The 26,656-nt window shown below is 73.2% G+C and carries 25 protein-coding genes and 1 pseudogene; 12 read left to right on the forward strand and 14 right to left on the reverse strand.

Going from position 1 to position 26,656, the window contains the following annotated elements; translation table 11 throughout:
- Window positions 1–138: 138 nt before the first annotated feature.
- A complete protein-coding gene (locus tag ACFXDE_RS04115; protein WP_380490666.1) occupies window positions 139–1,746 on the reverse strand; it encodes a peptidoglycan-binding protein in 1,608 nt (535 codons plus the stop codon).
- A 355-nt stretch (window positions 1,747–2,101) separates the two neighbouring features.
- Here ACFXDE_RS04115 and ACFXDE_RS04120 point away from each other — a divergent pair, with 355 nt between their 5' ends.
- Entirely contained in the window at window positions 2,102–2,608 is a 507-nt protein-coding gene (locus ACFXDE_RS04120) for a DinB family protein (protein ID WP_380490668.1), read from the forward strand.
- Window positions 2,609–2,633: 25 nt separating this feature from the next.
- On the opposite strand, the gene ACFXDE_RS04125 is transcribed toward ACFXDE_RS04120, so the two are convergent.
- On the reverse strand, window positions 2,634–4,334 hold the full coding sequence (locus ACFXDE_RS04125) for an Ig-like domain-containing protein (protein WP_380490671.1): 1,701 nt from the start codon (window positions 4,332–4,334) through the stop codon (window positions 2,634–2,636).
- Between the two features lie 275 nt (window positions 4,335–4,609).
- Between ACFXDE_RS04125 and ACFXDE_RS04130 the strand changes: the two genes are divergently transcribed.
- The 5 genes from ACFXDE_RS04130 (at window position 4,610) to ACFXDE_RS04150 (ending at window position 9,199) form a co-directional block, all read left to right on the forward strand.
- A complete protein-coding gene (locus ACFXDE_RS04130) occupies window positions 4,610–5,980 on the forward strand; it encodes an ammonium transporter (RefSeq protein WP_380490673.1) in 1,371 nt (456 codons plus the stop codon).
- Window positions 5,980–7,326: an ammonium transporter gene (locus ACFXDE_RS04135; RefSeq protein WP_380435412.1), complete on the forward strand. Its 1,347-nt coding sequence runs from the start codon at window positions 5,980–5,982 to the stop codon at window positions 7,324–7,326. Before ACFXDE_RS04130 ends, ACFXDE_RS04135 begins: the two co-directional genes overlap by 1 nt.
- A 62-nt stretch (window positions 7,327–7,388) precedes the next feature.
- Window positions 7,389–7,862, forward strand: a complete 474-nt coding sequence (locus ACFXDE_RS04140) for a hypothetical protein (RefSeq protein ID WP_380490676.1) — start codon at window positions 7,389–7,391, stop codon at window positions 7,860–7,862.
- Window positions 7,863–7,876: 14 nt separating this feature from the next.
- Window positions 7,877–8,485: a MarR family winged helix-turn-helix transcriptional regulator gene (locus tag ACFXDE_RS04145; RefSeq protein WP_380490678.1), complete on the forward strand. Its 609-nt coding sequence runs from the start codon at window positions 7,877–7,879 to the stop codon at window positions 8,483–8,485.
- Window positions 8,486–8,611: 126 nt separating this feature from the next.
- Window positions 8,612–9,199 (forward strand): protoglobin domain-containing protein, encoded by a 588-nt coding sequence (locus tag ACFXDE_RS04150; RefSeq protein ID WP_380490680.1) that lies wholly within the window; start codon window positions 8,612–8,614, stop codon window positions 9,197–9,199.
- 72 nt (window positions 9,200–9,271) lie between these two features.
- On the opposite strand, the gene ACFXDE_RS04155 is transcribed toward ACFXDE_RS04150, so the two are convergent.
- The 3 genes and pseudogenes from ACFXDE_RS04155 to ACFXDE_RS04165 form a co-directional block, all read right to left on the reverse strand.
- Window positions 9,272–9,799: an EF-hand domain-containing protein gene (locus ACFXDE_RS04155; protein WP_380490682.1), complete on the reverse strand. Its 528-nt coding sequence runs from the start codon at window positions 9,797–9,799 to the stop codon at window positions 9,272–9,274.
- A 201-nt stretch (window positions 9,800–10,000) separates the two neighbouring features.
- Window positions 10,001–10,255: pseudogene (locus ACFXDE_RS04160) on the reverse strand (type 1 glutamine amidotransferase domain-containing protein); the annotation flags it as partial.
- Window positions 10,256–10,298: 43 nt separating this feature from the next.
- Window positions 10,299–11,546 (reverse strand): NADH:flavin oxidoreductase/NADH oxidase family protein, encoded by a 1,248-nt coding sequence (locus tag ACFXDE_RS04165; protein WP_380490685.1) that lies wholly within the window; start codon window positions 11,544–11,546, stop codon window positions 10,299–10,301.
- 87 nt (window positions 11,547–11,633) lie between these two features.
- On the opposite strand from ACFXDE_RS04165, the gene ACFXDE_RS04170 reads away from it, so the two are divergent.
- The 3 genes from ACFXDE_RS04170 to ACFXDE_RS04180 all read left to right on the forward strand — a co-directional run bounded on the left by ACFXDE_RS04170 (window position 11,634) and on the right by ACFXDE_RS04180 (window position 14,102).
- Complete coding sequence (locus ACFXDE_RS04170) at window positions 11,634–12,209, forward strand: TetR/AcrR family transcriptional regulator (protein ID WP_380490688.1); 576 nt, start codon at window positions 11,634–11,636, stop codon at window positions 12,207–12,209.
- A 124-nt stretch (window positions 12,210–12,333) separates the two neighbouring features.
- Entirely contained in the window at window positions 12,334–13,335 is a 1,002-nt protein-coding gene (locus ACFXDE_RS04175) for a GlxA family transcriptional regulator (protein WP_380490690.1), read from the forward strand.
- A gap of 14 nt (window positions 13,336–13,349) precedes the next feature.
- The gene (locus ACFXDE_RS04180; RefSeq protein WP_380490693.1) at window positions 13,350–14,102 is read left to right on the forward strand and encodes an MBL fold metallo-hydrolase; all 753 of its coding nucleotides are present in this window, start codon (window positions 13,350–13,352) and stop codon (window positions 14,100–14,102) included.
- Window positions 14,103–14,200: 98 nt separating this feature from the next.
- Here the strand turns inward: ACFXDE_RS04180 and ACFXDE_RS04185 are convergent, their stop codons facing one another.
- On the reverse strand, window positions 14,201–14,806 hold the full coding sequence (locus tag ACFXDE_RS04185) for a hypothetical protein (protein ID WP_380490696.1): 606 nt from the start codon (window positions 14,804–14,806) through the stop codon (window positions 14,201–14,203).
- 244 nt (window positions 14,807–15,050) lie between these two features.
- Here ACFXDE_RS04185 and ACFXDE_RS04190 point away from each other — a divergent pair, with 244 nt between their 5' ends.
- Window positions 15,051–16,598: a SpoIIE family protein phosphatase gene (locus ACFXDE_RS04190; protein ID WP_380490698.1), complete on the forward strand. Its 1,548-nt coding sequence runs from the start codon at window positions 15,051–15,053 to the stop codon at window positions 16,596–16,598.
- Between the two features lie 119 nt (window positions 16,599–16,717).
- Here ACFXDE_RS04190 and ACFXDE_RS04195 read toward each other — a convergent pair whose 3' ends face one another.
- Both ACFXDE_RS04195 and ACFXDE_RS04200 read right to left on the reverse strand, forming a co-directional pair.
- Window positions 16,718–18,100, reverse strand: coding sequence for an amino acid permease (locus ACFXDE_RS04195; RefSeq protein ID WP_380490700.1), 1,383 nt, complete (start codon window positions 18,098–18,100; stop codon window positions 16,718–16,720).
- Window positions 18,101–18,309: 209 nt separating this feature from the next.
- The gene (locus ACFXDE_RS04200; protein WP_380490702.1) at window positions 18,310–19,317 is read right to left on the reverse strand and encodes an NADP-dependent oxidoreductase; all 1,008 of its coding nucleotides are present in this window, start codon (window positions 19,315–19,317) and stop codon (window positions 18,310–18,312) included.
- Window positions 19,318–19,425: 108 nt separating this feature from the next.
- On the opposite strand from ACFXDE_RS04200, the gene ACFXDE_RS04205 reads away from it, so the two are divergent.
- Complete coding sequence (locus tag ACFXDE_RS04205; protein WP_380490704.1) at window positions 19,426–19,905, forward strand: Uma2 family endonuclease; 480 nt, start codon at window positions 19,426–19,428, stop codon at window positions 19,903–19,905.
- Between the two features lie 72 nt (window positions 19,906–19,977).
- Here the strand turns inward: ACFXDE_RS04205 and ACFXDE_RS04210 are convergent, their stop codons facing one another.
- The 6 genes from ACFXDE_RS04210 to ACFXDE_RS04235 all read right to left on the reverse strand — a co-directional run bounded on the left by ACFXDE_RS04210 (window position 19,978) and on the right by ACFXDE_RS04235 (window position 25,261).
- Window positions 19,978–21,021 (reverse strand): LLM class flavin-dependent oxidoreductase, encoded by a 1,044-nt coding sequence (locus tag ACFXDE_RS04210; protein WP_380490706.1) that lies wholly within the window; start codon window positions 21,019–21,021, stop codon window positions 19,978–19,980.
- A gap of 175 nt (window positions 21,022–21,196) precedes the next feature.
- Window positions 21,197–21,586, reverse strand: coding sequence for an SCO5389 family protein (locus tag ACFXDE_RS04215; protein WP_380490708.1), 390 nt, complete (start codon window positions 21,584–21,586; stop codon window positions 21,197–21,199).
- Window positions 21,587–21,747: 161 nt separating this feature from the next.
- Window positions 21,748–21,855: a hypothetical protein gene (locus tag ACFXDE_RS04220; RefSeq protein ID WP_380490866.1), complete on the reverse strand. Its 108-nt coding sequence runs from the start codon at window positions 21,853–21,855 to the stop codon at window positions 21,748–21,750.
- Window positions 21,856–21,954: 99 nt separating this feature from the next.
- Window positions 21,955–23,499: an MFS transporter gene (locus ACFXDE_RS04225; protein ID WP_380490710.1), complete on the reverse strand. Its 1,545-nt coding sequence runs from the start codon at window positions 23,497–23,499 to the stop codon at window positions 21,955–21,957.
- A gap of 195 nt (window positions 23,500–23,694) precedes the next feature.
- Window positions 23,695–24,468: a hypothetical protein gene (locus tag ACFXDE_RS04230; RefSeq protein WP_380490712.1), complete on the reverse strand. Its 774-nt coding sequence runs from the start codon at window positions 24,466–24,468 to the stop codon at window positions 23,695–23,697.
- A 100-nt stretch (window positions 24,469–24,568) separates the two neighbouring features.
- Window positions 24,569–25,261, reverse strand: coding sequence for a hypothetical protein (locus ACFXDE_RS04235; RefSeq protein ID WP_380490713.1), 693 nt, complete (start codon window positions 25,259–25,261; stop codon window positions 24,569–24,571).
- A gap of 781 nt (window positions 25,262–26,042) precedes the next feature.
- On the opposite strand from ACFXDE_RS04235, the gene tpx reads away from it, so the two are divergent.
- Window positions 26,043–26,543 (forward strand): thiol peroxidase, encoded by a 501-nt coding sequence (gene tpx / locus ACFXDE_RS04240; protein ID WP_359965739.1) that lies wholly within the window; start codon window positions 26,043–26,045, stop codon window positions 26,541–26,543.
- Window positions 26,544–26,656 lie beyond the last annotated feature (113 nt).

Here is a 26,656-nt window from a genome sequence, read left to right on the forward strand (position 1 = left end):
GCCGCCCCCCCGCCGGCGGGGGGTCCCCCGGGTTTCTTCGGCCCCCCCGCGGGGGGGCCCGCCGCCCCGCCGGGGTGCCCGGCGGGGGCCGCCCCGGCACCCCCCGGGGCCCCCCACGGCGTGGTGGATCCGCCGGGGTCAGGCCACGACGTGGTACCAGTAGCCGCCGGTGCGCAGGCCGACGTAGTGGACGTCGGTGCCGGTCTGCTGTGCCTCGTACATCATGTCCGCACCGGTGTTCGGGTCCGTCCCGGCGTAGATGACGACGTGGTGGGTGGAGTGGGGGCCGTTGCCGAAGTACTCGACGTCACCGGGCTGGCGCTGGGACTCCGAGATGGGCAGGGTGTGCCGGTCCCAGGTCTGGTCGTCGGTGTTGCCGCCGTGCCCGAGGTCGATCCCGGCGCCGAACCAGTAGGCGGCGCGGACCAGGCCGGAGCAGTCCAGGCCGACGGTGGTGTTGGCCGGGCAGGGCTGGATCGAGCCGGTGTAGCCGTCACAGGTGCCCAGGGACGGGCCGGGGCCCTCGCCGCGCAGCGAGTGGCCGCCGCCCCACACGTACGGGTACCCGACGAAGGACTTCGCGGCGTTCAGGACCTTGTTGGTGTCGAGCGGGCCGCTGGAGGGCGGGGTGCCCGTCGAGACGGGGCCGGTGCCGCCGCCGTAGAGGGCGTTCTTGGTCGCCGGGCCGACGATGCCGTCGACCGCGAGGCCGTGCGAGGACTGGAAGCTGCGGACGGCGGTGTCGGTGCCGGGGCCGAACTGGCCGTCCACGCCTATGCCCGCACCGAGGTTGTTCAGGATGGCCTGGAGGGTGGAGACGCAGTTGCCGGTCGAGCCGCTCTGCAGGATGCCGCACTGGCTGCGCAGGTCGGTGCCGGTCGACGACGAACCGCCGCCCGAGCCGGTGCCGTAGAGGGCGTTCTTGGTGTCGGTGCCGACGATGCCGTCGGCCGCGAGGCCGTGCGAGGACTGGAAGCTGCGGACGGCGGTGTCGGTGCCGGGGCCGAACTGGCCGTCCACGCCGATGCCGGCGCCGAAGCCGTTGAGCAACTGCTGGAGGGTGGTGACGCAGCCGCCCTGGCTGCCCTGCTGGAGCTGACCGCAGTCGCTGAGCAGGTTGAGGTCGGAGCCGCTGCCGGATGTGCCGTACAGGGCGGCCTTGGTGGCCGGGCCGACGATGCCGTCGGAGACGAGGCCGTGGTTGCTCTGGAAGGTGCGGACGGCGGTGTCGGTGCCGGGGCCGAACTGGCCGTCCACGCCGATGCCAGCGCCGAAGCCGTTGAGCGCCGTCTGCAGCGTGTAGACGCAGGCGCCGCTCGACCCCAGGGACATGGTCGCGCAGGAGGAGTTCAGGTCGACGGTGCCCGAGACGCCGCCGGCGAGCCGGTCCAGCGCGGCCTTGCTCGCCGGGCCGACGATGCCGTCGGGGGAGAGGCCGTGCGCCGCCTGGAAGCTGACGACGGCGTTGTAGGTGGCGGGGCCGAACTGGCCGTCGACGCCCACCTGGACGGCGCCGGAGAGGTTCAGCTCCAGCTGGAGCTGGGTGACGCAGCCGTCGGCCTCGCCCTGCTGGAGATCGGCCGGACAGGCGGCCGAGGTCATGCTGACCGGGCTGCCGACGGGCGGGGCGGGAGTCGCCGAGGCGGCGCCGGTGGCGGTCGCGGTGAAAGCGCCGACGCCGGTCAGCACGGTGGCCAGGCTCAGGCCCAGCGATATCCGGCGGCGGGCCGGAAGGGATCCACTCAAGGGGGACGCTCCGAAGATGAGGGTGGGTTGGCGCGGCCGTCCGTGCAGGTCTTGCGGAGGGCGTCGCACAGCGGCCGACAGCGACACATCTTGTTGAAGTCCGCGCCCGGCCGGGAGGGCCCGTGCCCCGTCCCAGGGCTGTCCCAGGGCCCTGAACAGGGCTTTGAGAAGCCGGACAGGGCAAACTGGAGACGTCTCCGGCGCCCTGGCCGCCGGTTGTCCCACGTGCTGGATGGACGGTTCGTCAGCCGACTTCCGGGAGGGCGGATCCGGCGTGGCAGCACGCGGGTTCGGATCCGGCGCCGGCGCGGAAACCGGCTCGCCCGCTCCGCGTCGGGGCGGGCATGATGGGCCGATGGATGATCACAAGCGGGCCGAGCCCTCGCGGGTGGCCGACGACCGGACGTCGCTGACCGGCTTCCTCCAGTACCAGCGCGAGACGCTGGCGTGGAAGTGTGCGGGGCTGACGGCCGAACAGCTCAGGCAGCGGGCCGTGCCGCCCTCGGGACTGTCCCTGCTCGGGCTGGTCCGGCACATGGCCGAGGTCGAGCGGAGCTGGTTCCGGAACGTGGTGACCGGCGAGGACGTCCCCGCGCACTGGCCCCGCCGCGCCCCCGGCCCCTTCGCCGAGTTCGACGTCGACGGCGCCGATCCGGACGAGGCGTTCAGGATCTGGGAGGAGGAGTGCGCGCGGTCACGGGCGACGGTCGATGCGGCGGAGTCGCTGGACGCCGTCGTGCACTGGCGCGACGAGGTCTTCACGCTCCGCTACGTCCTCACGCACATGATCGAGGAGTACGCGCGCCACAACGGCCACGCGGACCTCCTCCGCGAGAGCATCGACGGGACCACCGGGGAGTAGCCGGGGCCGGGCCGGGTTCAGGGGGCTACCGGCACTGGCCGGTGCGCGGGCCGGTCGTCGTGTTGTCGGCCTGGCGCAGCTCCGGCTCGTTGCCTTCGCAGCCCAGGGGGCCGGTGACGGTGTTGGCGGAGACCTCGACGCCTCCGGTGTTGGCGTCCACCGTCAGGCGGCCGTGGATCTCGTTGCCGGCGCAGCCGTCGGCTTCGACGGCCGACCCGATGCGGACGAGGCCGCTGCTCCCGTGGACGGTGACGGCACCCGCCAGGGTGGATCGGCAGATGGTGAGCGCGAGGGCCCCGTCCGCCGACAGCTTCCCGTGGATCTCCGCCCCGGAGACGGCCAGTGCGCCGCCCGGCCGGACGGTCACCGGGCCGTCCTGGGTGGCGCCCGCCGCCAGGCACAGCGCGTCCCCGGAGGCGACGGTCAGCGGGCCGTGGTGGGCCGCCGTCAGGCACGGCGTGCTGAAGCCGACCGTCACGTCCGCCGCCGGTGCGCTGCTCGGCGCGTGGCCCGGGTCGCCGCCGTACGTGGCGGTGACCGGGTGGCTGCCGGGCTGGAAGGCGGCGGTGGTGAAGCTCGCGCGGCCGTCGGTCAGCGGCACGGTGGCCAACGGCACCGTGCCGTCGGAGAACGTGACCGTCCCGGTCGGCGTGGGTGTCGCGGGGTCGGCCGCGGCGACGGACGCCGTGACGGTGACCGGGTGGCCGAACAGCGGCGTCGCGGTGTCGGCGGACACCGCCGTGGCGGTGTCGTACCGGTACGAGACGACGGCCCGCCCGCCGCCGTGGTTGACGCCCTGGAGCAGCGCGACACCCGTGGCGTCCGGGGCGGCGTAGCTGCTGCCGCCGCCCCCGCCGGCGCCGTAGAGGTTGCCGGGGTTGCCGCCGCCGGAGCCCCCGCCGCCGCCGAAGTAGCCGCCTCCGCCGCCACCGCCGCCGTTGCCCCCGCGGGCGCCGTTGCCGCCGGAGCCGCCGCTGCCCGGGTTGTAGAGGCCGGTCCACATGTCGTAGTCGCCGCCGGGCGTGCCGGGGCCGCCGAGGGCGGAGTTTGGGCTGCCCGTGCCGGGGGCGGTCCGGCTCCCGCCGCCGCCCGCGACGCCCGAGCCGTCGGGGCCGCCGCCCTGGCCGCCGGGCTCGCCGGCCGGGCCGCCGCCGTTTCCGCCGTGCAGCAGCGGCCCGCCGTTGCCCGCGCCGCCACCGCCGCCCGCGACCAGCACCCGGTCGTCGGCGCCGAAGGCACCGGTGCGGACGTCGGAGCCACCACCGCCGGAGCCGCCGCCACCGTGCGCGCCGCCTCCGCCCGTCCCGTGGCCGTACCCGCCCGGGCGGGCGAACTCACCGTGCCGGGAGCTGCCGGGGACGCCGGCCGCGCCGAGGGTGATCTGCAGGGTCTGGCCGGGGACCACCGCGAGCGTCGCGCGGGACTCGCCGCCGAGGCCGCCGGGTGCGCCGGTGTTCGCCGGGTTGGGGAGGACGTAGCCGGCCGCGCTGCCGCCCTCGGCGCCGAACAGGTCGACGGTCACGGCGCTGACGCCGTTCGGGACGGTGAAGCTGTCCGTGCCCGCGGCGGTGTACGTGCAGGCGGGCGTGGCGGTGGTGAGGACTCCGCCGGTGCCGCAGGGCGACCCGGCGGGGGCTGCGGACGCGGGGGATGCGGCGGCGGGGACGAGGGCGGCGGCGAGCAGGCCGGTCGCACCGGCGAGTGCCGTCAGGGTGGATCTGTTCATGAGGGCACAGCCTGGTGGCCGACCCGCCGGTAGACCACTGGTGATCCACACGGTGCGCGGGCTTCCCGGTCGGGTGGCCGCACAGTCGGGCCGGACGGAAGGCCGAGGCCACGGGTTGTCAAAGAAACGGCCAAGTCCCTCAACAAGCTGTTGACGGACCCCGGCGGCACCTCTACCTTCCTCGACGTCTGGCGGAATTGTATTTCCGCATTGCGGAATGATGGCCATCATGCTGCGCGCCCCGCACACTCCTCCCCGACCCGGAGAGACCTCGGATGCCTAACACTCCCGATACGGGCAACACGGCCTGGCTCATGGCCAGTACGGCCATGGTGCTGCTGATGACCCCCGGCCTCGCCTTCTTCTACGGCGGCATGGTCAAGACCAAGCACGTGCTGGTCATGCTCAAGATGAGCTTCGTCTGCCTGGCCCTGGTCACCATGCTGTGGCTGGCGATCGGCTACAGCCTGGCCTTCGGCAAGGACGTCGGCGGCCTCGGCCTGATCGGCTCGCCCGCGCACTGGATGATGCACGACATCGGGATGAACAGCCTGAGCGGCTCCATCCCGACCGTCGTCTTCTCGGCCTTCCAGATGGCCTTCGCGATCATCACCGTCGCCCTGATCAGCGGTTCGATCGCGGGCCGGGCGACGATGCGCGGCTGGCTGTGGTTCGTCGTCGCCTGGACGCTGTTCGTCTACGTGCCCATGGCGCACTGGGTGTTCGCGCCCGACGGCTGGATCACCGCGCACCTCGGCGCGCTCGACTTCGCCGGCGGCATGCCCGTGGAGATCAACTCCGGCGCGGCCGGCCTGGCCGTCGCGATCGTGGTCCGCAAGCGCAAGGACTTCGAGCGCGAGACCATCCGCCCGCACAACCTGCCGCTGGTCGTGGTCGGCCTCGCGCTGCTGTGGTTCGGCTGGTTCGGCTTCAACGCCGGGTCCGCCCTCCAGACCGGCGGCACCGCGCCGATGGCCTTCCTCAACACCCAGCTCGCCGCGTGCGGCGCGATGGTCGGCTGGCCGCTGATCGAGAAGTGGCGCCTCGGGCACGTCGAGATGCTCGGCGTCGCCTCCGCCGCCGTGGCCGGCATGGTGGCCATCACCCCGGCCTGCGGCGAGGTCTCCCCGGTCGGCGCGCTGGTGATCGGCTTCGTCGCGGGCGTCGTCTGCGCCTTCGCGATCAACCTCAAGTACAAGCTGCGCTACGACGACACGCTCGACGTGGTGGGCGTGCACGGCTGGGGCGGGATCGTCGGCGTGCTGGGCATCGGCGTGTTCGCCACCTTCCAGATGAGCGGGAAGAAGGGCCTGTTGTACGGCGGCGGCGTCGACCTCCTGTGGCGTCAGGCCGTCGGCGTCGTGGTCTGCGCGGCCTTCTCGTTCGGCGTGACGTGGCTGATCGCCCAGGTGATCGAGAAGACCGTCGGCTTCCGGGCCGCCGAGGAGTACGAGCACGTGCCCGGCGCGGAGGAGGAGCAGGCGTACGACGACGAGACGATCGCCGAGATCCGCCGGCGGCTGACCGCGGCCCGGGTGCCCGTCACCGTGGGCGCGAGTGGCGCGGAGGCCGGTTCCAGCACGGTGGACGCCGAGCTGCTGGCCGAGCTCCGGCAGGTCCTCGAACGGCGTGAGCAGGAGAAGTGATGCCCCAGAGCTTCGACACCGGCAACGCCGCCTGGCTCATCATGGCCGCCGCCATGGTGCTGCTCATGGCGCCCGGACTGGCGTTCTTCTACGGCGGCATGGTGAAGACAGGCCAGGTCATCGCGATGCTGAAGATGTGCTTCGGCTGCGTGGTGCTGGTCGGCATCATCTGGTTCGCGCTCGGCTACAGCCTGGCCTTCGGCCACGACGCGGGCGGGCTCGGGGTGATCGGCGACCTCGACCACGTCTTCATGTCCGGCGTCGGCCTGACCAGCCGCACCGGCGACACCCCGACGGTGACCTTCTCCGTCTTCCACATGTCCTTCGCCATCGTCACGGTCGCGCTGATCAGCGGCTCGGTGGCAGGCCGGGCGAAGATGAAGGGCTGGCTGGTCTTCGCCTCCGCCTGGACCCTGCTGGTCTACGTCCCGATGGCGCACTGGGTGTTCGCCCCGGACGGCTGGGTCGCCGCACGGCTCGGTGCGGTCGACTTCTCCGGCGGCACGGTCGTCGAACTCGCCTCCGGCGCGGCCGGGCTGGCGCTGGCGGCGGTCGCCGGACGGCGCGAGGACTTCGAGCGCCAGCCGATCCGCCCGCACAACCTGCCGCTCGTGGTGATCGGCCTCGCGTTGCTGTGGTTCGGCTGGTTCGGCTTCAACACCGGCTCCTCGCTGGGCGTGCCCGGCGCGGCGGCGATGGCCTTCGTCAACACCCAGTTCGCCGCCGGCGCGGCCATGGCGGGCTGGGCGGTGACCAGCTGGTGGCGCACCCGCCAGGTCGGGTTGCTCGACATCAGCATGGGCGCGGTCACCGGCATGGTCGCGATGACCCCGGCGGCCGGCGACGTCACCCCGCTGTGGGCGTCGGTGATCGGCTTCCTGGCCGGGCTCACCTGCGCCTTCGCGATCAGCTGGAAGTACCGCTTCGGCGTCGACGACACCCTGGACGTGGTCGGCATCCACGGCTGGGGCGGCCTGTTCGGCATGGTGATGGCCGGCCTCGCGGCGACCGGCGCGATGACCGGCAAGAAGGGCCTGTTCTACGGCGGCGGCTGGGACCTGCTCGGCAAGCAGCTGGTGGCGGTGCTGGTGATCGGCCTGTTCTCGTTCGCGATGACGGCGCTGATCGGCAAGGTCGTCGACCGCACCGTCGGACTGCGCCAGTCGCACGCGGCGGAGGAGCACGAACAGGTCTACCAGAACGACTGGGACGTCCAGTTCAAGGAGATCGCCGACGCCCTGCGCGGCAGCGGCATCGACGAACGCGGCCCCGAGCACGACCCCAGCGCCCTGCTCGACCAGGTCCGCCGCATCCTGGCGGCCGACCCGGAGCAGCTGCGGGAGTGACGGCGTGCACCCGCCGGGCCACCGGCCGTTCCGACGGTCGGCGGCTCGGTTAGGGTGATCATGTGACAGGGGGACTGCGGGGTACGCGGGAACGGTGGCGGGCGCAGCCGCGCTGGGTGCGGTGGGTCCTTGCGGCCCACCTGACCGGCTTCCTGGAGGGCACCACCGCCCACGCGCTCGACCTGGTCAACGGCGGGATCCACGTCTACGCCTCCTTCGCCCCGCTTCCGCTCCAGGTGTACTTCGTCGCCCTGGTGGTGCTTGACCCCCTGGTCGCCGCGCTGGTGGCACTCGTCCGCCCGGCCGGGGTGCGGCTGGGCCGGGCGGTGATGGCGCTGGACGTCGTCGCCAACTGGATCGTCAACTGGCCGCAGCTGCGGGAGGACCCGGCGTGGCTGCTGCGCCCGGTCGGGCTGCTGCCGATCACGCTGTTCGGCGCGTTCGTCCTCGCCACGTCGGTGCCGCTGCTGCGGGCTCTGCCCGCACGTCCGCCCCGCCGGCCGTCCGTGCTGAATAGACTGGCCGGCCGCCGGTAGGAAAGGAATCCCCCGTGGGTGGTGCGGAACGTGAACCCGACTCCCTCGACGCTCGGTTGATCGACGCGGTCGAGCGGCTCGGGGACGCCGGGCGGGCGATGCTGCGGGACGCCGCCAAGCGGGAGGGGCTCTCCGTCACCCAGGCGCAGCTGCTGCTGCGGGTCACCTCCCCGACGGCGGGACCGCAGAGCACCGGGAGTTTCGCGCGCTGGCTGGAGGTGTCGGCGCCGACCGTCAGCGATGCCGCCGCCGCCCTGGTGCGCAAGGGGCTGCTGGAGTCGGTGCCGGACGTCGCCGACAACCGGCGCTCGTCCTGGGTGCCGACGGGACCCGGCCGGGAGGTCGCCGAACGGCTGCACGGCTGGCGTGATCCGCTCACCGCCGGCCTGTCCGCGAGCGCGCCGGAGGACCGGGCCACCGCGCTGCGTGTCCTGCTGGAGGCGATCGCCTCGCTGAACCGCACCGGGCGGATCACCGTCGCCCGTACCTGCCTGACCTGCCGCTTCCTGGGCGACGAGCACCCGGACGGCCGGGCGGGGGAGTGGTGCGGGCTGCTGGAGGCCCCGCTCGGCGCGGCGGACCTGCGGGTCGACTGCCCGGAGCACGAGCCCGCAGCGCGCTGATCGTCCGTCAACTCACCCTGGACGGCTGCCGGGCAGGTCCTTGCGCCGTGCCTCGGGGCATTGGTAGCTTCGCAGTAGTTAGGACTCCTAATTGGAGTCCACCGGTTCAAGGACCAGAGGACGGCCATGACGCCTGCGCCCATTCCCGGCTACCGCTACGACGACCCCGAGCTGCCCGGATCACCGGTCACCGGCGGCGACTTCGAAGGCCTCGCCGCGGCAACCCTGTTCTCCGACGCGGACGTCGCCGCACTCAAGCTCGCCGGCGAGGTCCTGGCCGACCAGACCGAGCAGATCCTGGACGTCTGGTACGGCTTCGTCGGCTCGCAGCCCCACCTGCTCGCCTACTTCTCCACCCCCGAAGGCACGCCCGTCCCCGAATACCTGGCCGCCGTCCGCCGCCGCTTCGGCCAGTGGATCGCCGACACCTGCACCCGCCCCTACGACGCCCGCTGGCTCGCCCAGCAGGAGGAGATCGCGCTGCGCCACACGTCGGCGAAGAAGAACACCACCGACGGCGCCCGGTCCGTCCCGCACATCCCGCTGCGCTACATGATCGCGTTCATCTACCCGATCACGGCGACCATGCGGCCGTTCCTCGCGGCCAAGGGCCACCCGGAGGAGCAGGTCGAGGCGATGCACCAGGCGTGGTTCAAGGCCGTCACGCTGCAGGTGTCGCTGTGGTCCCGCCCGTACGCGGGAGCGGCCTGGTAGGCCGGGCGGCCCCGCTGCGCCGACCGGGGCCGGGCCCGTTCACCGGATCCGGACCCCGACGTGCGGCCGCCCTCAGTACAGGGCGTCGCCCATGGCTGAGGCGTCACCCGTGATGTAGGCCCGGATCGACGCCAGGTACTCCTGGCGGCCGACGCGTCCGTCGCCGTCGGCGTCGAGGGCGTCGAACGCGGCGTCCGCGTTGTCGGCCGCGTTGCCCAGGGCCTGGCGCAGCGACGTGAACTGTGCGCGGCCCAGCGCGCCGTCCCGGTCGGCGTCGGCGAGGTCGAACATGGCACCCAGGGCGTACTGGCAGACGTTGTCGAACTTGTCGGCGTCCACCCAGGCGACGTACTCCTGGTAGGTCATCACGCCGTCGCCGTTGGAGTCCATCGCGGCCCAGGCGCGTTCGCCGGTGGCGCGGGCGGCGATGACGAGGGGGTCGTCGTCGCCGCGTCCGCTGGCCTGCTGGGCGCGTTCGATGCGGACGAAGTAGTCGTGGCGGGAGGCGACGCCGTCCCCGTCGGTGTCCAGCATCGCGTAGACGCGGGCCTTCGGGGTCGTGGTGTCGGCCGGGTTCTGCTGTGGTTCGGCGATCTTCATGGTGGCTTCCGCATTCCTGTCGGCGTCGGTGTGTCAGGGCCCGGCGCCGGCGCCGGACGCGGACGTTCACGATCGGCACGGTAGGGGCCGGTCCGAGGACACATCGGCCGTAGGACCGGAAGATCACCCGAACGAGAGCGATCCGGTGCGTTCAGGCGATCGTGGCGGCCTTCGCGTCGATCGTCACCGCGCCGGGGCGGACTACCGGGCAGGAGACCCGACGGCCTCGATGAGCTGCCTCGCCAGTCGTGCGGACGAGGCGGGGTTCTGCCCGGTGTGGAGGTTGCGGTCGGCGACGGTGAACGGGAGGAGGGGCAGGCGGGCCTTGACGTAGTCGGCGCCGTTGGCGCGCAGGCGGTCTTCGAGGAGCCACGGGGCCTTGCGGCCGAAGCCGTTGAGCTTCTCCTCGGTGTTGGACAGGCCGGTCATCCGGTAGCCGGCGAAGGGCCAGGTCCCGCTAAGGCGCGCCGGGGGGCGGAGCGCCGCGCCGGATATGCGGCTACCCGGCCGACGGCTGTCGGGCGGCCAGCCAGGTGCGGTACCGCCGCAGTGCCGTGCGCTGCTGGAGCTGTTCGGCGAGCAGTGCCAGCGCGGGGCGGGTGCGCGGCGCGGGCGTGCGGCCGTGCGCGAGGCGGCGCAGCTGGTGGCGGACGAGGGCCATGCTCGCGGCGGAGGCGAGGGCCTTGTCGGACCAGGTGACCGGGCGCAGGGCGCGGTCGGCTTCGGCACGGTCGGCCCAGCGGCGGGGCAGGTCGGGGGTGACGGCGAGGGCGGTGCCCATGCCGATGGCGTCGATGCCGTCCGCGAGGGCCTGCTCAGCGGTGTCGCGGCGGGTGATGCCGCCGGTGAGCATGAGCGGGAGGGGGCTGGTGCGGACGAGGTCGGCGGCGAGGTCCAGGAAGTACGCCTCGCGGGCCCGGGTGCGGTCGTCGGCGGGGCGGCCGGTCATCGCGGGGCTCTCGTAGCTGCCGCCGGAGAGTTCGACGAGGTCGACGCCGAGGGGCGCGAGCATGGCGATGACCTGGCGGGCGTCGTCGAGGTCGAAGCCGCCGCGCTGGAAGTCGGCGGAGTTGAGCTTGACGGCGACGGCGAACCGCGGCGGGACGGCGGCGCGCACGGCAAGGACCACGTCGAGCAGCATCCGGGCGCGGTGTTCGAGCGGGCCGCCCCAGGCGTCGGTGCGGGTGTTGACCAGGGGTGAGAGGAACTGCGAGAGCAGGTACCCGTGGGCCGCGTGGATCTCGACGCCGTCGAAGCCGGCCTCGGCGGCGCGGCGGGCGGTGGTGGCGAAGCGCTCCACGGTGGTGGCGATCTGCTCGGGCGTCATGGCGGTGGGACGGCCGAAGCGGCCGCTGTGCCGGCCGAGGTCGACGCCGCGGTCGGTCGGGCCCCAGACCACGCCGGGCAGGCCGGACGGCACCTGGCGGCCCGGGTGGTTGATCTGCATCCAGACCCGGGCGCCGCCGGACTTGGCCGCCGCGGCCCACGCGGTGAAGGGTTCGAGGGGCGTGTCGGCGTCGAGCACGACGCCGCCGGGGCCCGTGAGCGCCTCGGCGTGGACCATGACGTTGCCGGTGATCAGCAGGCCGCTGCCGCCCGCGGACCAGGCGCGGTAGAGGGCGAGCAGCCGCTCGTCCGGCAGCTGGCCGTGGCCGGCGAGGTTCTCCTCCATGGCCGCCTTGGCGATCCGGTTGGGCAGGACCGCGCCCGAGGCCAGGGCCAGCGGTGCGAAGAGGTCGTGAGCCATCGGGGTCTCCTCACCCTCGGCTACAATGTTTGCACTGCTCACATTAGGCCGAGGATGTAAGCAGTGCAAACATCGAGAGGGTGACGCATGCCACAGCAGACCGGCTCCTACCACCACGGCGACCTGCGCACCGCCTGCCTGCACGCCGCGCGCGAGCTCCTGGAGGAGGACGGCAGCGCCGCACTGTCGCTGCGCGCCGTCGCCCGCCGGGCCGGCGTCTCGGCGACGGCCCCCTACCGCCACTTCGCCGACCGCGACGCGCTGCTCTCCGCCGTCGCCGCCCAGGGCTACCGCGAGCTCGGCACCCGGCTCACCGCCGCACACCCCGCCCCGCGCGACCCCGAGGACCTGGCCGCCGTCGCCGCCGCCTACGTCCGGTTCGCGATCGAGCGCCCGGCCCTGTTCCGGGCGATGTTCGCCGAGCCCTGCGACCCCGAGAACACGGAACGCGCGGCGGCCACCGCCGCGATGCACGACTACGTGGCCGCGATCGTCCGCGACACCTTCCCCGCCGCCGACTGCGAGGCGATGTCGACGGCCGTGTGGGCCCTGGTCCACGGCCTGGCCTTCCTCCACCTCGACGGCAAACTCGGCCCCACCGACCCCGCAGCGACGGACACCCGCGTCCGGGCGGCGGTGTTGACGCTGCTGAAGACCGACTGACGGACCCCCACCCGGCCCCTGCCCTGGAAGCAGCCCGGCCCGTCGCCGGCGCTCCGCCCCCGTGTCCGGATCCTGCACACTCCCGTCATTGCCGCCACCACCGGCCGCGGGCAAGGCTTGGGGCATGAGCGAGCTCGCACCTCTCCCGCACCTCGTCGTGATCCCGGTCTTCGCCGGGATCAACGCGCTGGACGTCACCGGACCGGCCGAGGTCCTCGCGCTCGCCACCAGGCTGCTGCCACCGGGCTCGGCCGGGTACGACATCCGGTTCCGCGCCGAGCGGGCGGGGCTGGTCGAGACGTTCTCGGGCATCCCGCTGCACGTCGGAGAGACGCTGCGCGAACCCCCGGTGCGCCCGGACACCCTGCTGGTGCCCGGGCGGGTGGACATCGGGGCGGACGGGCCCGTGCCGCGCGTGGACGACGCCGTCGTGGCGTGGTTGCGCGAGGTCGGGCCGCAGGCGGGGCGCGTCGCCTCCGTGTGTGCCGGCGCGCACGTGCTGGCGGCGGCCGGGCTGCTCGACGGGCACCGGGCGACGACCCACTGGGCCACCGCCGACCGCCTCGCGGCCGACCACCCCGCCGTCGTGGTCGACGCCGACCCGGTGTTCGTCCGCTCCGGGCGGATCTGGACCAGCGCGGGCCTCACCGCCTCCATGGACCTGACCCTCGCCCTCGTCGCCGAGGACCACGGCGACGACCTCGCGCTCGACATCGCCCGCGTCATGGTGATGTACCTCCAGCGATCCGGCGGCCAGAGCCAGTTCAGCGTCCCGCTGACCCACTGCACCGGCGGCCGCGCCGACCTGCGCACCCTGCGCCGCTGGATCGCCGACCACCTCGACGCCGACCTCTCGGTACCCGTGCTCGCCGCCCGCGTCACGATGAGCGAACGGCACTTCGCCCGGGTCTTCCGCGCCGAGACCGGCACCACGCCCGGCGCCTACGTCGAGCAGCTGCGCCTGGAGGCCGCGCGCAGGCTCCTCGAACGGACCGACCAGCCCCTGCCCGCCGTCGCGCGCGCCTGCGGCTTCGGCTCGGTCGAGACCGTCCACCGCGTCTTCCGCGACCACCTCGGCGCCACCCCGACCGCATACCGACGCCGCTTCCGCGTCACCGTCACTTGAATCACGGAGAACACGTGACCATCACCGTCACCCACATCGGCACCGCCACCGCCCTGCTGGAGATCGGCGGCCTGCGGCTGCTCACCGACCCGGCCTTCGACCCCGCGCCCGCCGAGTACCGGCGCGGCCCCGTCACCCTGCAGAGCACCGCCGGCCCGGCGGTCGACGCCGACCGGCTGCCGGAGGCGGACGCGGTCCTGCTCAGCCACGACGAGCACCCCGACAACCTCGACGCCACCGGCCGCACGCTGCTGGACGGCCGCCCGGTGCTCACCACCGTCAGCGGCGCGGGCCGCCTCGGCGGCGGAGCCGTCGGCCTCGCGCCGTGGGCCACGCACGAGTTGACCGTCGACGGCCGCACGCTGCGCGTCACGGGCACGCCCTGCCTGCACGGCCCGGTCGGCGACGTGACGGGCTTCGTGATCGAGGCGCCCGGCGAGGAGGAGGCCGTCTACGTCTCGGGCGACACCGTCCACATCCCCGAACTCGACGAGATCGGACGGCGGTTCCGCATCGGCACCGCCTTCCTCCACCTCGGCGCCGCGCGCATCGAGGCGTTCGGCGGCGGCGAGCTCATCACCATGGACGCGGCCCAGGCCGCCGCCCTCACCCGCTCCCTCGGCGCCCGCCGCGTGGTCCCGCTGCACTACGCGTCGTGGGAGCACTTCACCGAGGGCCCGGAGGAGACGACCGCCCACTTCACCGCCGCGGGCCTCGCCGACCGCCTCCACTGGCTCACCCCGGGAGTTCCCGAGACCCTCCGATAGGCCCCGTCACTCCCGGGGCAGGGCGGCGAGCCGGCGCCCGTCCTCGGACTCGGCCGGAACGTCGTCCTCCCGCGGATCGGTCCGGCGATCTGAATCGATCACCCTCGGCCCGCCGTGCGCCGCAGCATCTCCTCCACCGCCTCCGCGATGACCTCCGCCCGCCGCGCCGCCGGGGCCTGCCGGATCAGGGCGCTCATCCGCTGCGCCTCTGCGGTCGTCGGCAGGTGGCCCGCCAGGAGGAGGGGCAGCGTCAGGCGGCGGGCGAGGAGTTCGTCGGCCGAGGTCACGTGCGGGCGGCGCACGACGGAGACGTTGACGCGGACGCCGTGCTCGTTGCCCCACGGCACGCCCGGGCGGTCCGTCTCGATCGCGGCGTAGCGGAAGCCGTGGGCGAGGTCGCAGGCGGCGCAGCCGAGCGGGCCGCGGGCGAGCCGGTCGCCGCAGTCGGGGCAGGTCAGGCGGTCGAGGGCGGCGTCGACCACGCGCCAGTCGTGCCGGTCCGGTTCGGCCGCGACCATCTCGGCGAGGGCCGCCGCGTCCCGCTCGCCGACCGCTCCCATGCGGGCCAGGAACACGGACCATTCGTCCTCGACGATGCCGTCGACGAGCGCCCGGCAGGCCGGGCAGACGGGCGCGCCGCCGTACTCGTAGCCGCCGCACTCGTCGCAGCGGTTCGGGGCCGCCCCGACTGCAGGTCGTGCCATGGTTTCCTCTCCTCGTCGTCCAGGCGAGTCTCCCTCAGGGCGGCCCACCGGCGGTACCGGATTGCTGCGCCGTGCCCGACGGCGCGCCGCCGACCGGGGGCAGGTCGCGAACGGTTGCTTCCGGTCGGACTCGGAGCCGGTTCGCTCGTGATGCGGCAAATGGAGTCAACTGTCCTGCGACACGGTCCCGTTGCGGTGGTATTGGCTTTCGAAACTCGTACAGCACAACGCATCTGGGGTCGACATGGGCAAGGCGCACAGATCAGCGAAGGCCCAGGGGGAGAGCAAGGGCGGCTCGCCGGCCGCCGAGGAGCGGTTCCGCGGACTGCTGGAAGCGGCGCCGGACGCGATGGTCATCGTGGACGACACCGGGACGATCACGCTCGTGAACGCCCAGACCGAGGCGCTGTTCGGCTACGGTCGCAAGGAACTCCTGGGACGGCCGGTGGAGTTGCTGATCCCGGGCCGCTTCCGCGCCCACCACGCCCGGCACCGCGACGACTACGCGGCCAACCGGCAGGTGCGGCCCATGGGCGCGGGCCTGGACCTGCGCGGGCTGCGCAAGGACGGCACCGAGTTCCCCGTCGAGATCAGCCTCAGCCCGCTGGAGACCAGCGACGGCCTCCTGTTCTCCGCCGCCGTCCGCGACGTCAGCGACCGCAAGGCGGCGGAGGCCGAACTCACCGTGCTCTACGAGCAGCAGCGGCACATCGCCCTCACCCTCCAGCGCAGCCTGATGGGCACCCCGCCCGCCATACCCGGGCTCACCGCCGCCCACCGCTACCGGCCGGCGACCCAGGGAGCGGGCGTCGGCGGCGACTGGTTCGACCTCATCCCGCTGGGCGCCGGCCGGGTCGGGATCCTCATCGGCGACGTCATGGGCCGTGGCCTGGAAGCCGCCGCCGTCATGGGTCAACTGCGCTCGGCCGCCCACGCGTTGGCCATCACCGGCATGGAGCCGCGGGACCTGATGCAGTCCCTGGAGACGGTCGTCGGCGACCTCGCGGTCCCCGACCAGCTCGTCACCTGCTGCTACCTGGTCATCGCCCCCGACACCCGGGAGGTGTCCGTCTGCTCGGCCGGCCACCTCCCGATCCTGGCCGCCACCCCCGGCCACGCGGCCCGGATCCTGCCGGCGCCGGTGAGCGCGCCGCTGGGCGTGGGCGGCGTCCCCCACCGGCAGACGTCCGCCGTCCTGCCGCCGCACACCCTGCTCGCGCTGTTCACCGACGGCCTGATCGAGGCCCCCGGGTGCGACATCGAGGACCGCCTCGACACCCTCATGTCCGCCATCGACACGACCCCCGACCCCGGCGACCTGGAAGCCGTGGCCGACCACATCCTGACCACGCTGCTCCCGCCCGTCCCCGGCTACGACGACGACGTCACGCTCCTGCTGGCCCAGGTCCCCGCGGCCCCGGACGCCACGGCCGCGATCGAGCTGCCCGCCGTCCCGACCTCCTCCGCCGAGGCGCGGGCCTTCGTCGAGAAGGTCCTCGGCTCCTGGAACCACGGCCACCTGACCGACGACGTCAAGCTCCTGACCTCCGAGGTGCTCACCAACGCCATCCAGCACGGCAAGGGCCCCGTCCGCCTGCACCTGCGCTGCCATCCGGCCGAACTGGTGGTCGAAGTCACCGACCACAGCCCCCACTTGCCGCACCCCCGGCTCGCCGAGACGGACGAGGAGTCGGGCCGCGGCCTCACCCTCGTCGAGGCCCTGTCCCACCGCTGGGGCACCCGGCCCGCCGAGGTGGGCAAGACCACCTGGTTCACCCTGCCCCTGCGGTAGGGCGTGTCCTGGGGCGTCTCCTTCGGGCCGGGACAACGAGGAAGCGCCCGGCGGTACTTGCGGCGGACAAGTACCACCGGGCGCTCCCGGCCTGAGGGGGTTCTCCCTACCCGAGGGCGTCAGTCCTTGCGGCGCCCGGACATCCAGACGAACACGAGGATGCCCGCGAACAGGAACAGCACGCCCTGGTAGACGGCCGCGTACCCGGCGCCCGCGACCAGCCACAGCGAGAAGCCGAACGCGCCCAGGCCCAGCACCGCGTCGCGGACGAGACGGGCGCCGGCCACCTCGCGCCCGCCGCGCACCAGCCAGTAGAGCTGGGCGGCGGTGGAGAGCAGGTAGGGGACGGTCGCGGTGAAGGTGGTGATCAGCACGAGGGCGTCGAACGCGCCCTTCGCGCCGGACGCGAAGTTGAGCACCGTCAGCACCGAGGCCAGCGCCACGCTGACCACGACGCCGAGCACCGGCACCCCGCGCTTCTCCTTGGCGAACGCGGCCGGGAACAGCCCGTCCTTGGCGGCCGCGTACGGCGCCTGCGCGGCCAGCAGCGTCCAGCCGTTGAGTGCGCCCGTCATCGAGATCAGTGCGGCCACGGCGATGACCGTCCCGCCCCACGAGCCGCCGAACATCGCGTTCACGGCGTCCGAGAACGGCGCGGAGGAGTGGACGAGCTCGTCGTGTGCGACGGTGCCGAACACCGCCAGCGTGCCGAGCAGGTAGACCAGGGCCGCGCCCGCCGTGCCGAGGACGCTCGCCCGGCCGACGTTGCGCTCGGGGTCGCGGACCTTGCCCGCGCTCATCGCGGCCGACTCGACGCCCAGGTAGCTGAAGAGCAGGATCGCCGCGGCGGCCGTCATGCCGCCGACCACGCCCTGGCCGGAGGCGTCGAACGGGCCGAGGTTCTTCGGGTCGAAGAAGCCGAGGCCGCCCACCGCGACCAGTGCCAGCGGGATGAACTTGAGGACGGTGGAGACGAGTTGGACGACCCCGACGTACCGGGTGCCGGCCAGGTTCGCCAGCGCGGGCAGCCACTGCACGGTCAGCGCGGCGGCGATGGTGACCACGGTGGAGTGCTGGACGGGGACCAGCACGTCGAGGTAGCCGACGGCCGCGACGGCGAGCGCCGCGTTGCTGACCCACGTGGTGATCCAGTACGACCAGGCGGAGATGAACCCGGCGAAGTCGCCGAACGCCTCACGGGCGTAGACGTAGGGACCGCCGGTGCGCGGGTTGCGGCGGGCCAGCTGCCCGAAGACGAGCGCGAGCGCGATCGCGCCCACGGTCAGCACCGCGAACGCGACCAGGCTGACCGTCCCGAACGGCGCCACGGCGGCCGGGATCATGAAGATCCCGCCGCCGATGATGTTCCCCATCACGAGCGCGGTCGCGGTCGGCAGGCCGAACCGCCCGCCCGAACGGGAGGGGGAGGGGGTGGCGGGGCCCGCGTCGGTGGGCGGGGTCGGCCGGGGAGCCTGCCGGGTCACGGCCGGGCTGGTCTGCATGGGGGTGGTGCGCCTTTCCTGGTCCTGCTGCGCTCGGTGGAGCGACCGCCCATGCTCACAGAGAGATACCGCTCTGTACCAAATCGGTGGTTTTCGTCCGGCCGCACCAGGCCCGCCACCGCAAGATTTCCGGCCGGGCGTCCCTCGCACCGGCACTCGTCCGGCGGGGCGCTCACCATGATGATCACGGCGAACACCCCGCCGGGTGCTCACGGCAGCCGCAGGACGAGCTTCCCGGTGTTCTCGCCGCTGAACAGCATCCGGAACGTCTGCGGGAAGTCGTCGACCGCGCCCTCGACCACGTGCTCCTTGACCTTGATCCGGCCCTCGCCGATCCAGCCGGCGATCTCGGCCGCGGCCTCGGCGTAGCGGCGCGCGTAGTCGAAGACGACGAAGCCCTCCATGCGGGCCCGGCGCACCAGCAGGGACAGGTAGTTGGAGGGGCCCTGGACGGCGGTCTCGTTGTTGTACTGGCTGATCGCCCCGCAGATCACGACGCGGGCGTGCATCGCGAGGCGGCTGAGGGCGGCGTCGAGGATGTCGCCGCCGACGTTGTCGAAGTAGACGTCGATGCCGTCCGGGGCGTGCGTGCGCAGCGCCTTGCGGACGTCCTCGGCGCGGTAGTCGACGGCGGCGTCGAAGCCGAGTTCGTCGGTGAGCAGGGCGCACTTCTCCGGCCCGCCGGCGATCCCGATCACCCGGCAGCCCTTGACCTTGGCGATCTGGCCGACCATCGTCCCGACGGCCCCGGCGGCGCCGGACACCACGACCGTCTCGCCCTCCTTGAGCGCGCCGACGTCCAGCAGGCCGAAGTACGCCGTCATGCCGGGCATGCCGAGGGCGCCCAGGTAGGTCGAGAGCGGCGCGAGCGACGGGTCGACGCGCAGCGCGCCCTTGCCGTCCGACACGGCGTACTCCTGCACGCCGAACGCGCCCACGACGTGGTCGCCGACCTTGAACCCCGGGTGCCGCGACGCGACGACCTCGACCACCGACCCGGCCCGCATGACCTCGCCGATCCCCACCGGCGGCAGGTACGACGGCCGGTCGTCCAGCCACCCGCGCATCGCCGGGTCGAGCGACACGAAGCGCGTCCGCCCGACGAACTCCCCGTCCCCGGCCTCGCCGACCGCGCCGTCGACCAGCTCCCAGTCCCCGTCGCGCACCTCCCCTACGGGCCGGCGGGCAAGACGGACCTGGCGATTGACAGCGGACATGGGGGCGCCTCCAGTCGGTACGGCGATGACACGTGAGCGTGAGTCTAAGCAAGCGCTTAGTCATCTGGCCAGAGGGGGCGTGTCCGACCCTCCCGGTAGCCTCCGGGCGTGCACACCGAACTGATCGAGGGCGTCGTCGCGCCCGTCCGCCGCTCCTGGGCCGACTCGAACGTCGCCTCCGCCATCCGCGAGCAGCTCCGCCCGCGCCTGCGCGAGCTCGGCCTGTTCGCGGGCTCCGGCGACCTCGACTTCCCGGGCACGGCGAACCGCTACGTCCCGCACCTGGCGGTGATACCGGCGGCACTGGCCAGGACGGAAGGCGCGCTGCTGCCCGAACAGACGCTCCTCGTGGTCGAGGTCGTCCCGCCGGGGTGCACCGACACGAACCACGCCACCTCGAAGCGCCGCCGCCACGCGCAATTCGGCGCCCCCGTCTACCTCCTGGTCGACCGCGGGGAACGCACGTGGACCCTCTTCACCCGGCCCGGCGAGCCCGACTACACCCTCGTCGAGGGCCCGTACCCCCTCGGCTTCCCCATTCGGCTGCCCGCGCCGCTCGACGTGGAGCTGGCTACGGGCGAGTTCTGAGAGTCACGGCGCCGCGCAATTCCCAGCTCGCCCGGGTTGCTGTCCGTTCCGGCCGCTATGGGGGCCGAACCTTCAGCGGTCCCGGTCGGCCGGCTTCCAGCCGAGGGCGGGGCCGAGGCGGGTGGCGAGGTCGGTGAGGATCTGGACGTAGTCCTCGGGGGCGAAGGTGAAGGGCAGGGCGAACGCGACCTCGTCGATCTCCCGGAACGAGGCGTGGGCGTGGAGCTGTTCGACGAGCTCGTCCGTCGTGCCGACGAAGTCGCGCTCGAACAGCAGCCGGGCCGGGCCCTGCGGTATCCCGGTCCGGGGCGCCCGGGAGGCGGCGTAGGCCTCGTACGTGGCGCGCTGGGCGGGCGTGGCGCTGTCGGTGGGGATCACGACGAGCCCCTGGGAGACGCGGGCGCGGTCCCCGTCCGGGTGGGCGGCGCGGAAGGCGCGGACGAGGGCGAGCTGGATCGCCGCGAAGTCGTACGACTCGGCCTCCTCCTCCGGCTTCACGACGCTGCTGATCAGCAGGTTCAGCCCGTTCTCGCCCGCCCACCGCGCCGAGCGCAGGCTCCCGGCGCCGTACCAGATCCGGGAGGCGAGCCCGGGGGAGTGCGGCTGGACGCGCCGCGAGTACACCTCGATGCCCTCGGTCCCGGCGAAGTCGGAGGCGGATTCGCCCCGGACGAGGTCGAGCAGGCGCCGGGCGCGGGCCGGGCCGAAGTCCTGGTGGTCGCCGGTGTCGGGGTAGAGGGCGCCGCGCACCCGGTCGTAGTGGGCGGGCGGGCCGGCGCTGACACCCGCGTTGAGCCGGCCGCCGGAGAGCACGTCGACGGTGGCGAGGTCCTCGGCGAGGCGCAGCGGGTTCTCCCAGCCGAGGGGCGTGACGGCGGTGCCGAGCTCGATGCGGCGGGTGCGCTGGCTGGCGGCGGCGAGGACGGCGACGGGGGAGGAGATGCCGTACTGGAGGTGGCGGTGGCGCAGCCAGGCGCTGTCGAAGCCGAGGCGTTCGCCGAGTTCGATGAGTTCGAGGGTGGTCTCGTGGCCGCGGCGCGGGTCGGCCTCGTCGAAGAGGCCGATGGTGAGGAAGCCGAGCTTGCGCAGCGGTCGTGGGGTGGTCGACGACGGCATGGCGGCCTCCGGGCGGGCGACGGGACGTTCAAGGGGTACGGGTCGAACCTACGCATGCCGTCCACCGCCCCACAAGATCGCCGGCGGACCGTCAACGCAGTCGCAACCCGTCCGCCACACGGCGCAACACGACGGGCCCCCGCCCACGGTGCGGAGGCCCGTCGTCACCCGGAGGTCAGCAGCTGCGCAGCTCCGGGCTCTGGTTGCGGATCTGGTTGTGCAGGGACGTGAACTCCCGGTACGCCTCGCTGGTCTCGGCACCGGGCCGGAAGGCCGCGACGCGGTGGCAGTTGACGAACGCGAGCGTCACGTCGAAGTGCCGCTCCAGGCTGCCGCGGATGGCGTTGCTGGCGAGGGCGCGGAGCAGCTGGGCGCGCTCCTCGTCGGTGGGGGTGGTGTTGTCGTTGACGAACTCCTCGTCGCCGGCGGCGAGTTCGGTGCTGAGGCCGGCGACCACCTGGTAGGCGTAGGGGAGCGACGTGCGGACCGTTTCGACGAAGTCGGCCTCGTCGACCTCGCCGTGCGCGGCCTGGGCGAGGAGGGCGGGGGAGACGTCGAGCGACATGGGGGTGTCCTTTCCCGGGGGTGCGTGGGGCTGGTGGTGCCGAAGGCGTCAACGGTTAACGAAGATGAAAACCATTGCTACATGGACTGTCCTCGACGCCCTGATGTCCTGTCAAGTACGGCGCGGAGCGACCGCCCCCGCCGCGCGCCGCCCCCTCCGCTTCACTCCCCCGCCCGCTCCCTCGCCGCCATGACGTCGTCGCCGTGCCGGAACGCCCAGGCGCCGAATGCCTCGATCGGCTCCAGGAGGGTCCGCCCCAGCTCGGTCAGCGAGTACTCGACTGATGGGCCTGTGGGTGGGCGAGGGCGTGGACGCCCGGGCGATCGCGCCGCCGCTGGAGTACGCCGGGTAGCCCCCGGCCCCCGGCCTTAGCCCGCGGGTTCGGGTGCCTTGTCGGCGACGGGGGCCGGGACCTTGGGGACCTTGATGACGAACACCGCCATCACCACCGCCAGCACCGCGAACACCAGCCCCATCTCGAACGCCCGGGAGATGCCGTGCACCAGCACCGCCGACGAGTACGGTGCCGGCAGCTTCCCGGTGGCCCTGAACTGGAGGGCCTGTTGCGGCGTCGCCGCGTGGAGGAACTTCGCGACCTGCTGCTGCGCCTCGTTGCGGCTCGCCGTGCCGTAGACCGTCACCAGGATGGACAGCCCGAGCGAACCGCCCACCTGTTGCATCGCGTTGAGCGTGCCGGTGGCCGCGCCCGTCTCGTGCGGGGCCACCTGCGACACGACCGTCAGCATGACCGGGACGAATATCGAGCCCATGCCGAAGCCGAACAGGAGCGTCGGCCCGAGGACGCCGGAGGCGTATGTCGTGTCGAGGGAGATCCTGGTCGCCCAGAACACCCCGCCCAGCACCAGCAGCGAGCCCACGACGAAGAACGGCTTGGCCCCGAACCGGACCTGGTTGCGGGCGGCGAACTGCGCCGCGGCGACGATGGCGACACTGATCGGCAGGAACGCGAAGCCCGCCCGCAGCGGGCTGAACCCGAGGATCTCCTGCACGAACAGGGTGATGAAGAAGAAGATGCTGAACATCGCCGCGGCGAGGCACAGCATCAGCCCGAACGCGCCCGCGCGACTGCGGCTGCGCAGCAGGTGCAGCGGGGTGATCGGCTGTGGCACGCGCCGTTCGTTCAGCAGGAACGCGGCGAGCAGGACGACGGCGAGGCTGAACGCGAGGAGCGTCACCGCGTCCGTCCAGCCGTGGTCGGAGGCGCGGATGAACCCGTAGACCAGGGACACCATGCCGGTGGTGGCCGTGAACGCGCCCAGGAGGTCGAAGCGGCCGGGGTGCCGTTCGGACTCGTTGATGTAGAGCGGCGCCAGCAGGGCGATCGCGATGCCGATCGGCACGTTGACGAACAGCACCCACCGCCAGGACAGCCAGGAGGTCAGCATGCCGCCGAGCAGCAGTCCGACCGCGCCGCCCGCACCGGCCACGGCCGAGTAGACGCCGAACGCGCGGTTGCGCTCGGGCCCTTCCTTGAAGTTGGTCGCGATCAGCGCGAGCGCCGTCGGCGAGGCGATCGCGCCGCCCAGGCCCTGGAGCGACCGGGCCGCGAGCAGCCACGCGGCGTTCTGCGCGACGCCGCCGAGCAGTGAGGCGAAGGAGAAGACCAGCACGCCGACGATGAACACGCGCCGGCGCCCGAGGATGTCGCCGGTGCGCCCGCCGAGCAGCAGGAGCCCGCCGAACGTCAGGGTGTAGGCGTTGATCACCCACGACAGGTTGGTGGTGGAGAAGTTCAGCGCCCGCTGGATGTGCGGCAGCGCGATGTTCACGATCGTGATGTCGAGGACGACCATGAGCTGCGTGGCCGCGATGACGGTGAGCGCTATCCCCGGGTGCTGGCCGCGGCGGGCGGACGCCGGCGGAGCCGAGGCCAGGGCGTGGGAGGTGGCCATGGCAGGTCCCCCAATGGCTTTGGGAGCGAACGACGGGAGGGAACGGTTTCGTTCACTAAGACCGACAGTAGTCCCGGGCGCATTGGGAGCACAACGGGCATTACCGACGGTCGGCTGGTTCCGGACAATCGGTGAACCGAGGTGTGAACGGGATGAACGGGATGAACGGGTGGAACGGGTGGAAACCGTGCCGTGCTACCCGTTCTTGCGGAGATCCAGGTAGGGGAACAGGTCGATGAAGGGTCTGGCGGTGACACGGACGCTCCCGCCGAAGGGGTTGTCGAAGTCCCAGATCATGAACAGCAGGAAGGCGATCAGCGCGCTGAAACACCCGGCCAGCGCCAGCTCCCGCGGCGTGTGGCGGATCTGGAGGGCGAAGAGCATGCCGACGGTGATGGCGGCTCCCGCGATCAGCCCGATCCAGACCAGGCCGGGCATGGTGGCGCCGGCGTACTGACCGCGGGCGCTGCGGGCGTCGTCGGCGACGGTGATCCGGTCCAGGATGGGCAGGTAGGACTGCGCCTCCAGCTCGGTCGTGGGCGGCCTGGTGGCGACGTCGGCACGGACCTGTTCGAGCAGCTGGGTGCCCTTGTCGGAGATCGTTCCGTGATCGCCCATGTACGTCCACTCGACCCGGACGACGTACGACACGTAGGCGTCCACGTCCGCCCTGATCTTGTCGCGGACCTCGGGCGGGTAGACCGCCGCACGGTCCCCGACCTCGTGGAGCGCCTGGGCCTCGCGGAGCACGTCGTCCTCGGCGGCGACGCGCGCCTGCCAGACGCCGGCGATCGCCAGCCCGAGGACGATCGCGTAGACGATCCCGATCATCATCGTGATGTACTCGATGACGTCCGGAGTCTCGTCGTGTCTCGGCTCGGTGCTCTGGTGGCGCCGCAGGAGCACCACCGCCCCGGCGACGAGGCACGCTGCGGCCGCGGCGACGACCAGCGCCACCCATGGACCCATCGGAACTCCCTCTCACTGGCTGGCTTCTACGGTCGGCGGCCCGGTCCTTGCGACGCGGGCGTCGGGGCGTCCGGTGACGAGGCGTCATCGCCGGCCCTGCTCATGGCCGCCGCCTCGGCCGCGCCCCGGGCGCAGCGCCGCCGCCGCGATGACCGCGGGCACGAGGATCAGCAGCATGGTGGCCGCCATCGGGACGCCCGGGTGGTACGGAGGCGCGGTGGTCGGGCCGGCCGGCGCTGCGCGGAACGTGGGCGCCCGGGTGGGGGCCTGGGTCGGCCACGCCGGGCTCGGGCGGGGGGTGTCCGGTGTGACCGGACTGGCCGCCGCAGGCCCGGTGGGTCGGGGCGACGGCTGTGGTTCGGTGGCGGCCGGGTTGGCTGCGGCGGGGGCGGGCCCGGCGGCGGGGGCAGCGGCGGCTGGGGCCGGATTCTGCGCTGCGGGTGCGGGTGCGGGTGCGGGTGCGGGTGCGGGTGCCGGTGCGGGTGCCGGTGCGGGTGCCGGTGCCGCCGGCGGAGGTGGTGTCGGGGCTGGCGGCGGAGCGGAGGGCGGGGTCGGCACAGGTGACGGACTCGGAAGCGACGGCGACGGCGAGGGCGACGGCGAGGCGACGGGCGGGGGCGAGGTGGGCGTCTGCGTCGGCGTGGTGGAGGGGACCGGTGAGGCAGTCGGCGTGGGTGAGGGGCTGGGTGGTGGCGTGGGGGACGGGCTCGACGGCGGGGTGGCTGTCGGAGTGGGCGTCGGAGTGGGAGAGGGCGTCGGAGTAGGGGAAGGCGTGGGTGTCGGACTCGGGCACGGACGCAGGTGGTGATGATGGTGATGGTGGTGACCACCGTGGTGGTGGCCACCGCGCTCGTCATCGTCGCCGTCGCCGTCCAGGCGCCCGGCGCCGGCGCTGTCCGAAAGCGTCGGCGATGGCGTCGGCGTCGGCGTCGGCGCAGAGGTGGGGCACGGCCGGTGATGCTGGTGCGGAGGCCGGTGGTGGTCACGCTCCGGAGCGATGGTGACCTCGACCGGAGCGGTCCCGCCCACCCGGAGGCACACGCAGAAACCGGCCACCGGGCCCGCCGGATGCCCACCACCGTGGTGCCCGGCGCCCGCCGCGGACGCCCCGCCCACCAGCACGCCCACGGCCACCACGCTCGCGACCGCACCCGCCGTACGCACCCACCGGCCGGGGCGGACGCGTCCTGTGCCTGCCGGCAGCAGCCGCTCGACCTCTGGGGACCGGGGAATGACCTCCACACCTCCCAGGAGTGACGGCACAGTGCGCGGCGGACTTCGATCGGGCGGCCCGACCGGGGACACGCGTGGCGCCCTCCGGCCGCCGTCAGGATCTCCCCGCGGTACTTCGTCAACCAACAGGCGCGCCGGGCACCTGCGGCCGTTCGGTCCAAGGGCGGACAGGTTCAGTCGCGCGGCCGTACAGCGGCGTGTCGGCCGCGCGGGTGTCCGGTGGCTGGGCACGCACTCCCACCGCCTCGGCGCACTCAGTAGGATCTTCGTGTTCCCCGGTCACCCGAGACGGTTCGCGGTGTGGCCGTTTCGTAGCAGGTCCATCTGGAGGAGAAACCCTCATGGCTCAGGTCACCCTCAAGGGCAACCCGGTTCAGGTCGCGGGCGAGCTGCCGCAGTCGGGCAGCCAGGCGCCCTCGTTCACCCTCGTCGGTGCCGGTCTCGTCGACGCGTCGCTGAAGGACTTCGCGGGCAAGCGCAAGGTCCTCAACATCTTCCCCAGCGTCGACACCCCGACCTGCGCGGCCTCCGTCCGCAAGTTCAACGCCGAGGCCAACGAGCTCAGCGACACCGTCGTGCTGTGCATCTCGGCCGACCTGCCGTTCGCGCAGGCCCGCTTCTGCGGCGCCGAGGGCCTGGAGAACGTCAAGACCCTCTCCACCTTCCGCAACCGCGACTTCCACGCCGCCTACGGCGTCGACATCGCCGCGGGCGCCATGGCCGGCCTGACCGCGCGCGCCGTCGTCGTGCTGGACGAGAACGACAACGTCCTGCACACCGAGCTCGTGGCGGAGATCGCCGACGAGCCGAACTACGACGCGGCCCTGTCGGCCCTGAAGTAAGGCGCCTCCCGCTCGGACCAGTGGGCGCGGGCCGGGGGGCCCGCCCCCCCCCCCCCGAGCGCCGGCCCCCCCCCCGGCACGGCCCCCCCGCCGGACCCCCCCCCCCGGTAAGA

Source organism: Kitasatospora sp. NPDC059408 (assembly GCF_042751525.1).
Taxonomy (GTDB): domain Bacteria; phylum Actinomycetota; class Actinomycetes; order Streptomycetales; family Streptomycetaceae; genus Kitasatospora.

Excerpts from the sequence above, each read along its gene's own strand:
- ACFXDE_RS04210 (WP_380490706.1), bottom strand. The coding sequence starts at position 21,021 with ATGCCGTCGTCGACCACCCCACGACCGCTGCGCAAGCTCGGCTTCCTC.
- ACFXDE_RS04225 (WP_380490710.1), bottom strand. The coding sequence starts at position 23,499 with ATGGCCACCTCCCACGCCCTGGCCTCGGCTCCGCCGGCGTCCGCCCGC.
- ACFXDE_RS04190 (WP_380490698.1), top strand. The coding sequence starts at position 15,051 with ATGGGCAAGGCGCACAGATCAGCGAAGGCCCAGGGGGAGAGCAAGGGC.
- ACFXDE_RS04185 (WP_380490696.1), bottom strand. The coding sequence starts at position 14,806 with ATGGCACGACCTGCAGTCGGGGCGGCCCCGAACCGCTGCGACGAGTGC.
- ACFXDE_RS04170 (WP_380490688.1), top strand. The coding sequence starts at position 11,634 with ATGCCACAGCAGACCGGCTCCTACCACCACGGCGACCTGCGCACCGCC.
- ACFXDE_RS04155 (WP_380490682.1), bottom strand. The coding sequence starts at position 9,799 with ATGAAGATCGCCGAACCACAGCAGAACCCGGCCGACACCACGACCCCG.
- tpx (WP_359965739.1), top strand. The coding sequence starts at position 26,043 with ATGGCTCAGGTCACCCTCAAGGGCAACCCGGTTCAGGTCGCGGGCGAG.
- ACFXDE_RS04175 (WP_380490690.1), top strand. The coding sequence starts at position 12,334 with ATGAGCGAGCTCGCACCTCTCCCGCACCTCGTCGTGATCCCGGTCTTC.
- ACFXDE_RS04130 (WP_380490673.1), top strand. The coding sequence starts at position 4,610 with ATGCCTAACACTCCCGATACGGGCAACACGGCCTGGCTCATGGCCAGT.
- ACFXDE_RS04195 (WP_380490700.1), bottom strand. The coding sequence starts at position 18,100 with ATGCAGACCAGCCCGGCCGTGACCCGGCAGGCTCCCCGGCCGACCCCG.
- ACFXDE_RS04165 (WP_380490685.1), bottom strand. The coding sequence starts at position 11,546 with ATGGCTCACGACCTCTTCGCACCGCTGGCCCTGGCCTCGGGCGCGGTC.
- ACFXDE_RS04150 (WP_380490680.1), top strand. The coding sequence starts at position 8,612 with ATGACGCCTGCGCCCATTCCCGGCTACCGCTACGACGACCCCGAGCTG.
- ACFXDE_RS04135 (WP_380435412.1), top strand. The coding sequence starts at position 5,980 with ATGCCCCAGAGCTTCGACACCGGCAACGCCGCCTGGCTCATCATGGCC.
- ACFXDE_RS04125 (WP_380490671.1), bottom strand. The coding sequence starts at position 4,334 with ATGAACAGATCCACCCTGACGGCACTCGCCGGTGCGACCGGCCTGCTC.
- ACFXDE_RS04200 (WP_380490702.1), bottom strand. The coding sequence starts at position 19,317 with ATGTCCGCTGTCAATCGCCAGGTCCGTCTTGCCCGCCGGCCCGTAGGG.
- ACFXDE_RS04215 (WP_380490708.1), bottom strand. The coding sequence starts at position 21,586 with ATGTCGCTCGACGTCTCCCCCGCCCTCCTCGCCCAGGCCGCGCACGGC.
- ACFXDE_RS04120 (WP_380490668.1), top strand. The coding sequence starts at position 2,102 with ATGGATGATCACAAGCGGGCCGAGCCCTCGCGGGTGGCCGACGACCGG.
- ACFXDE_RS04230 (WP_380490712.1), bottom strand. The coding sequence starts at position 24,468 with ATGGGTCCATGGGTGGCGCTGGTCGTCGCCGCGGCCGCAGCGTGCCTC.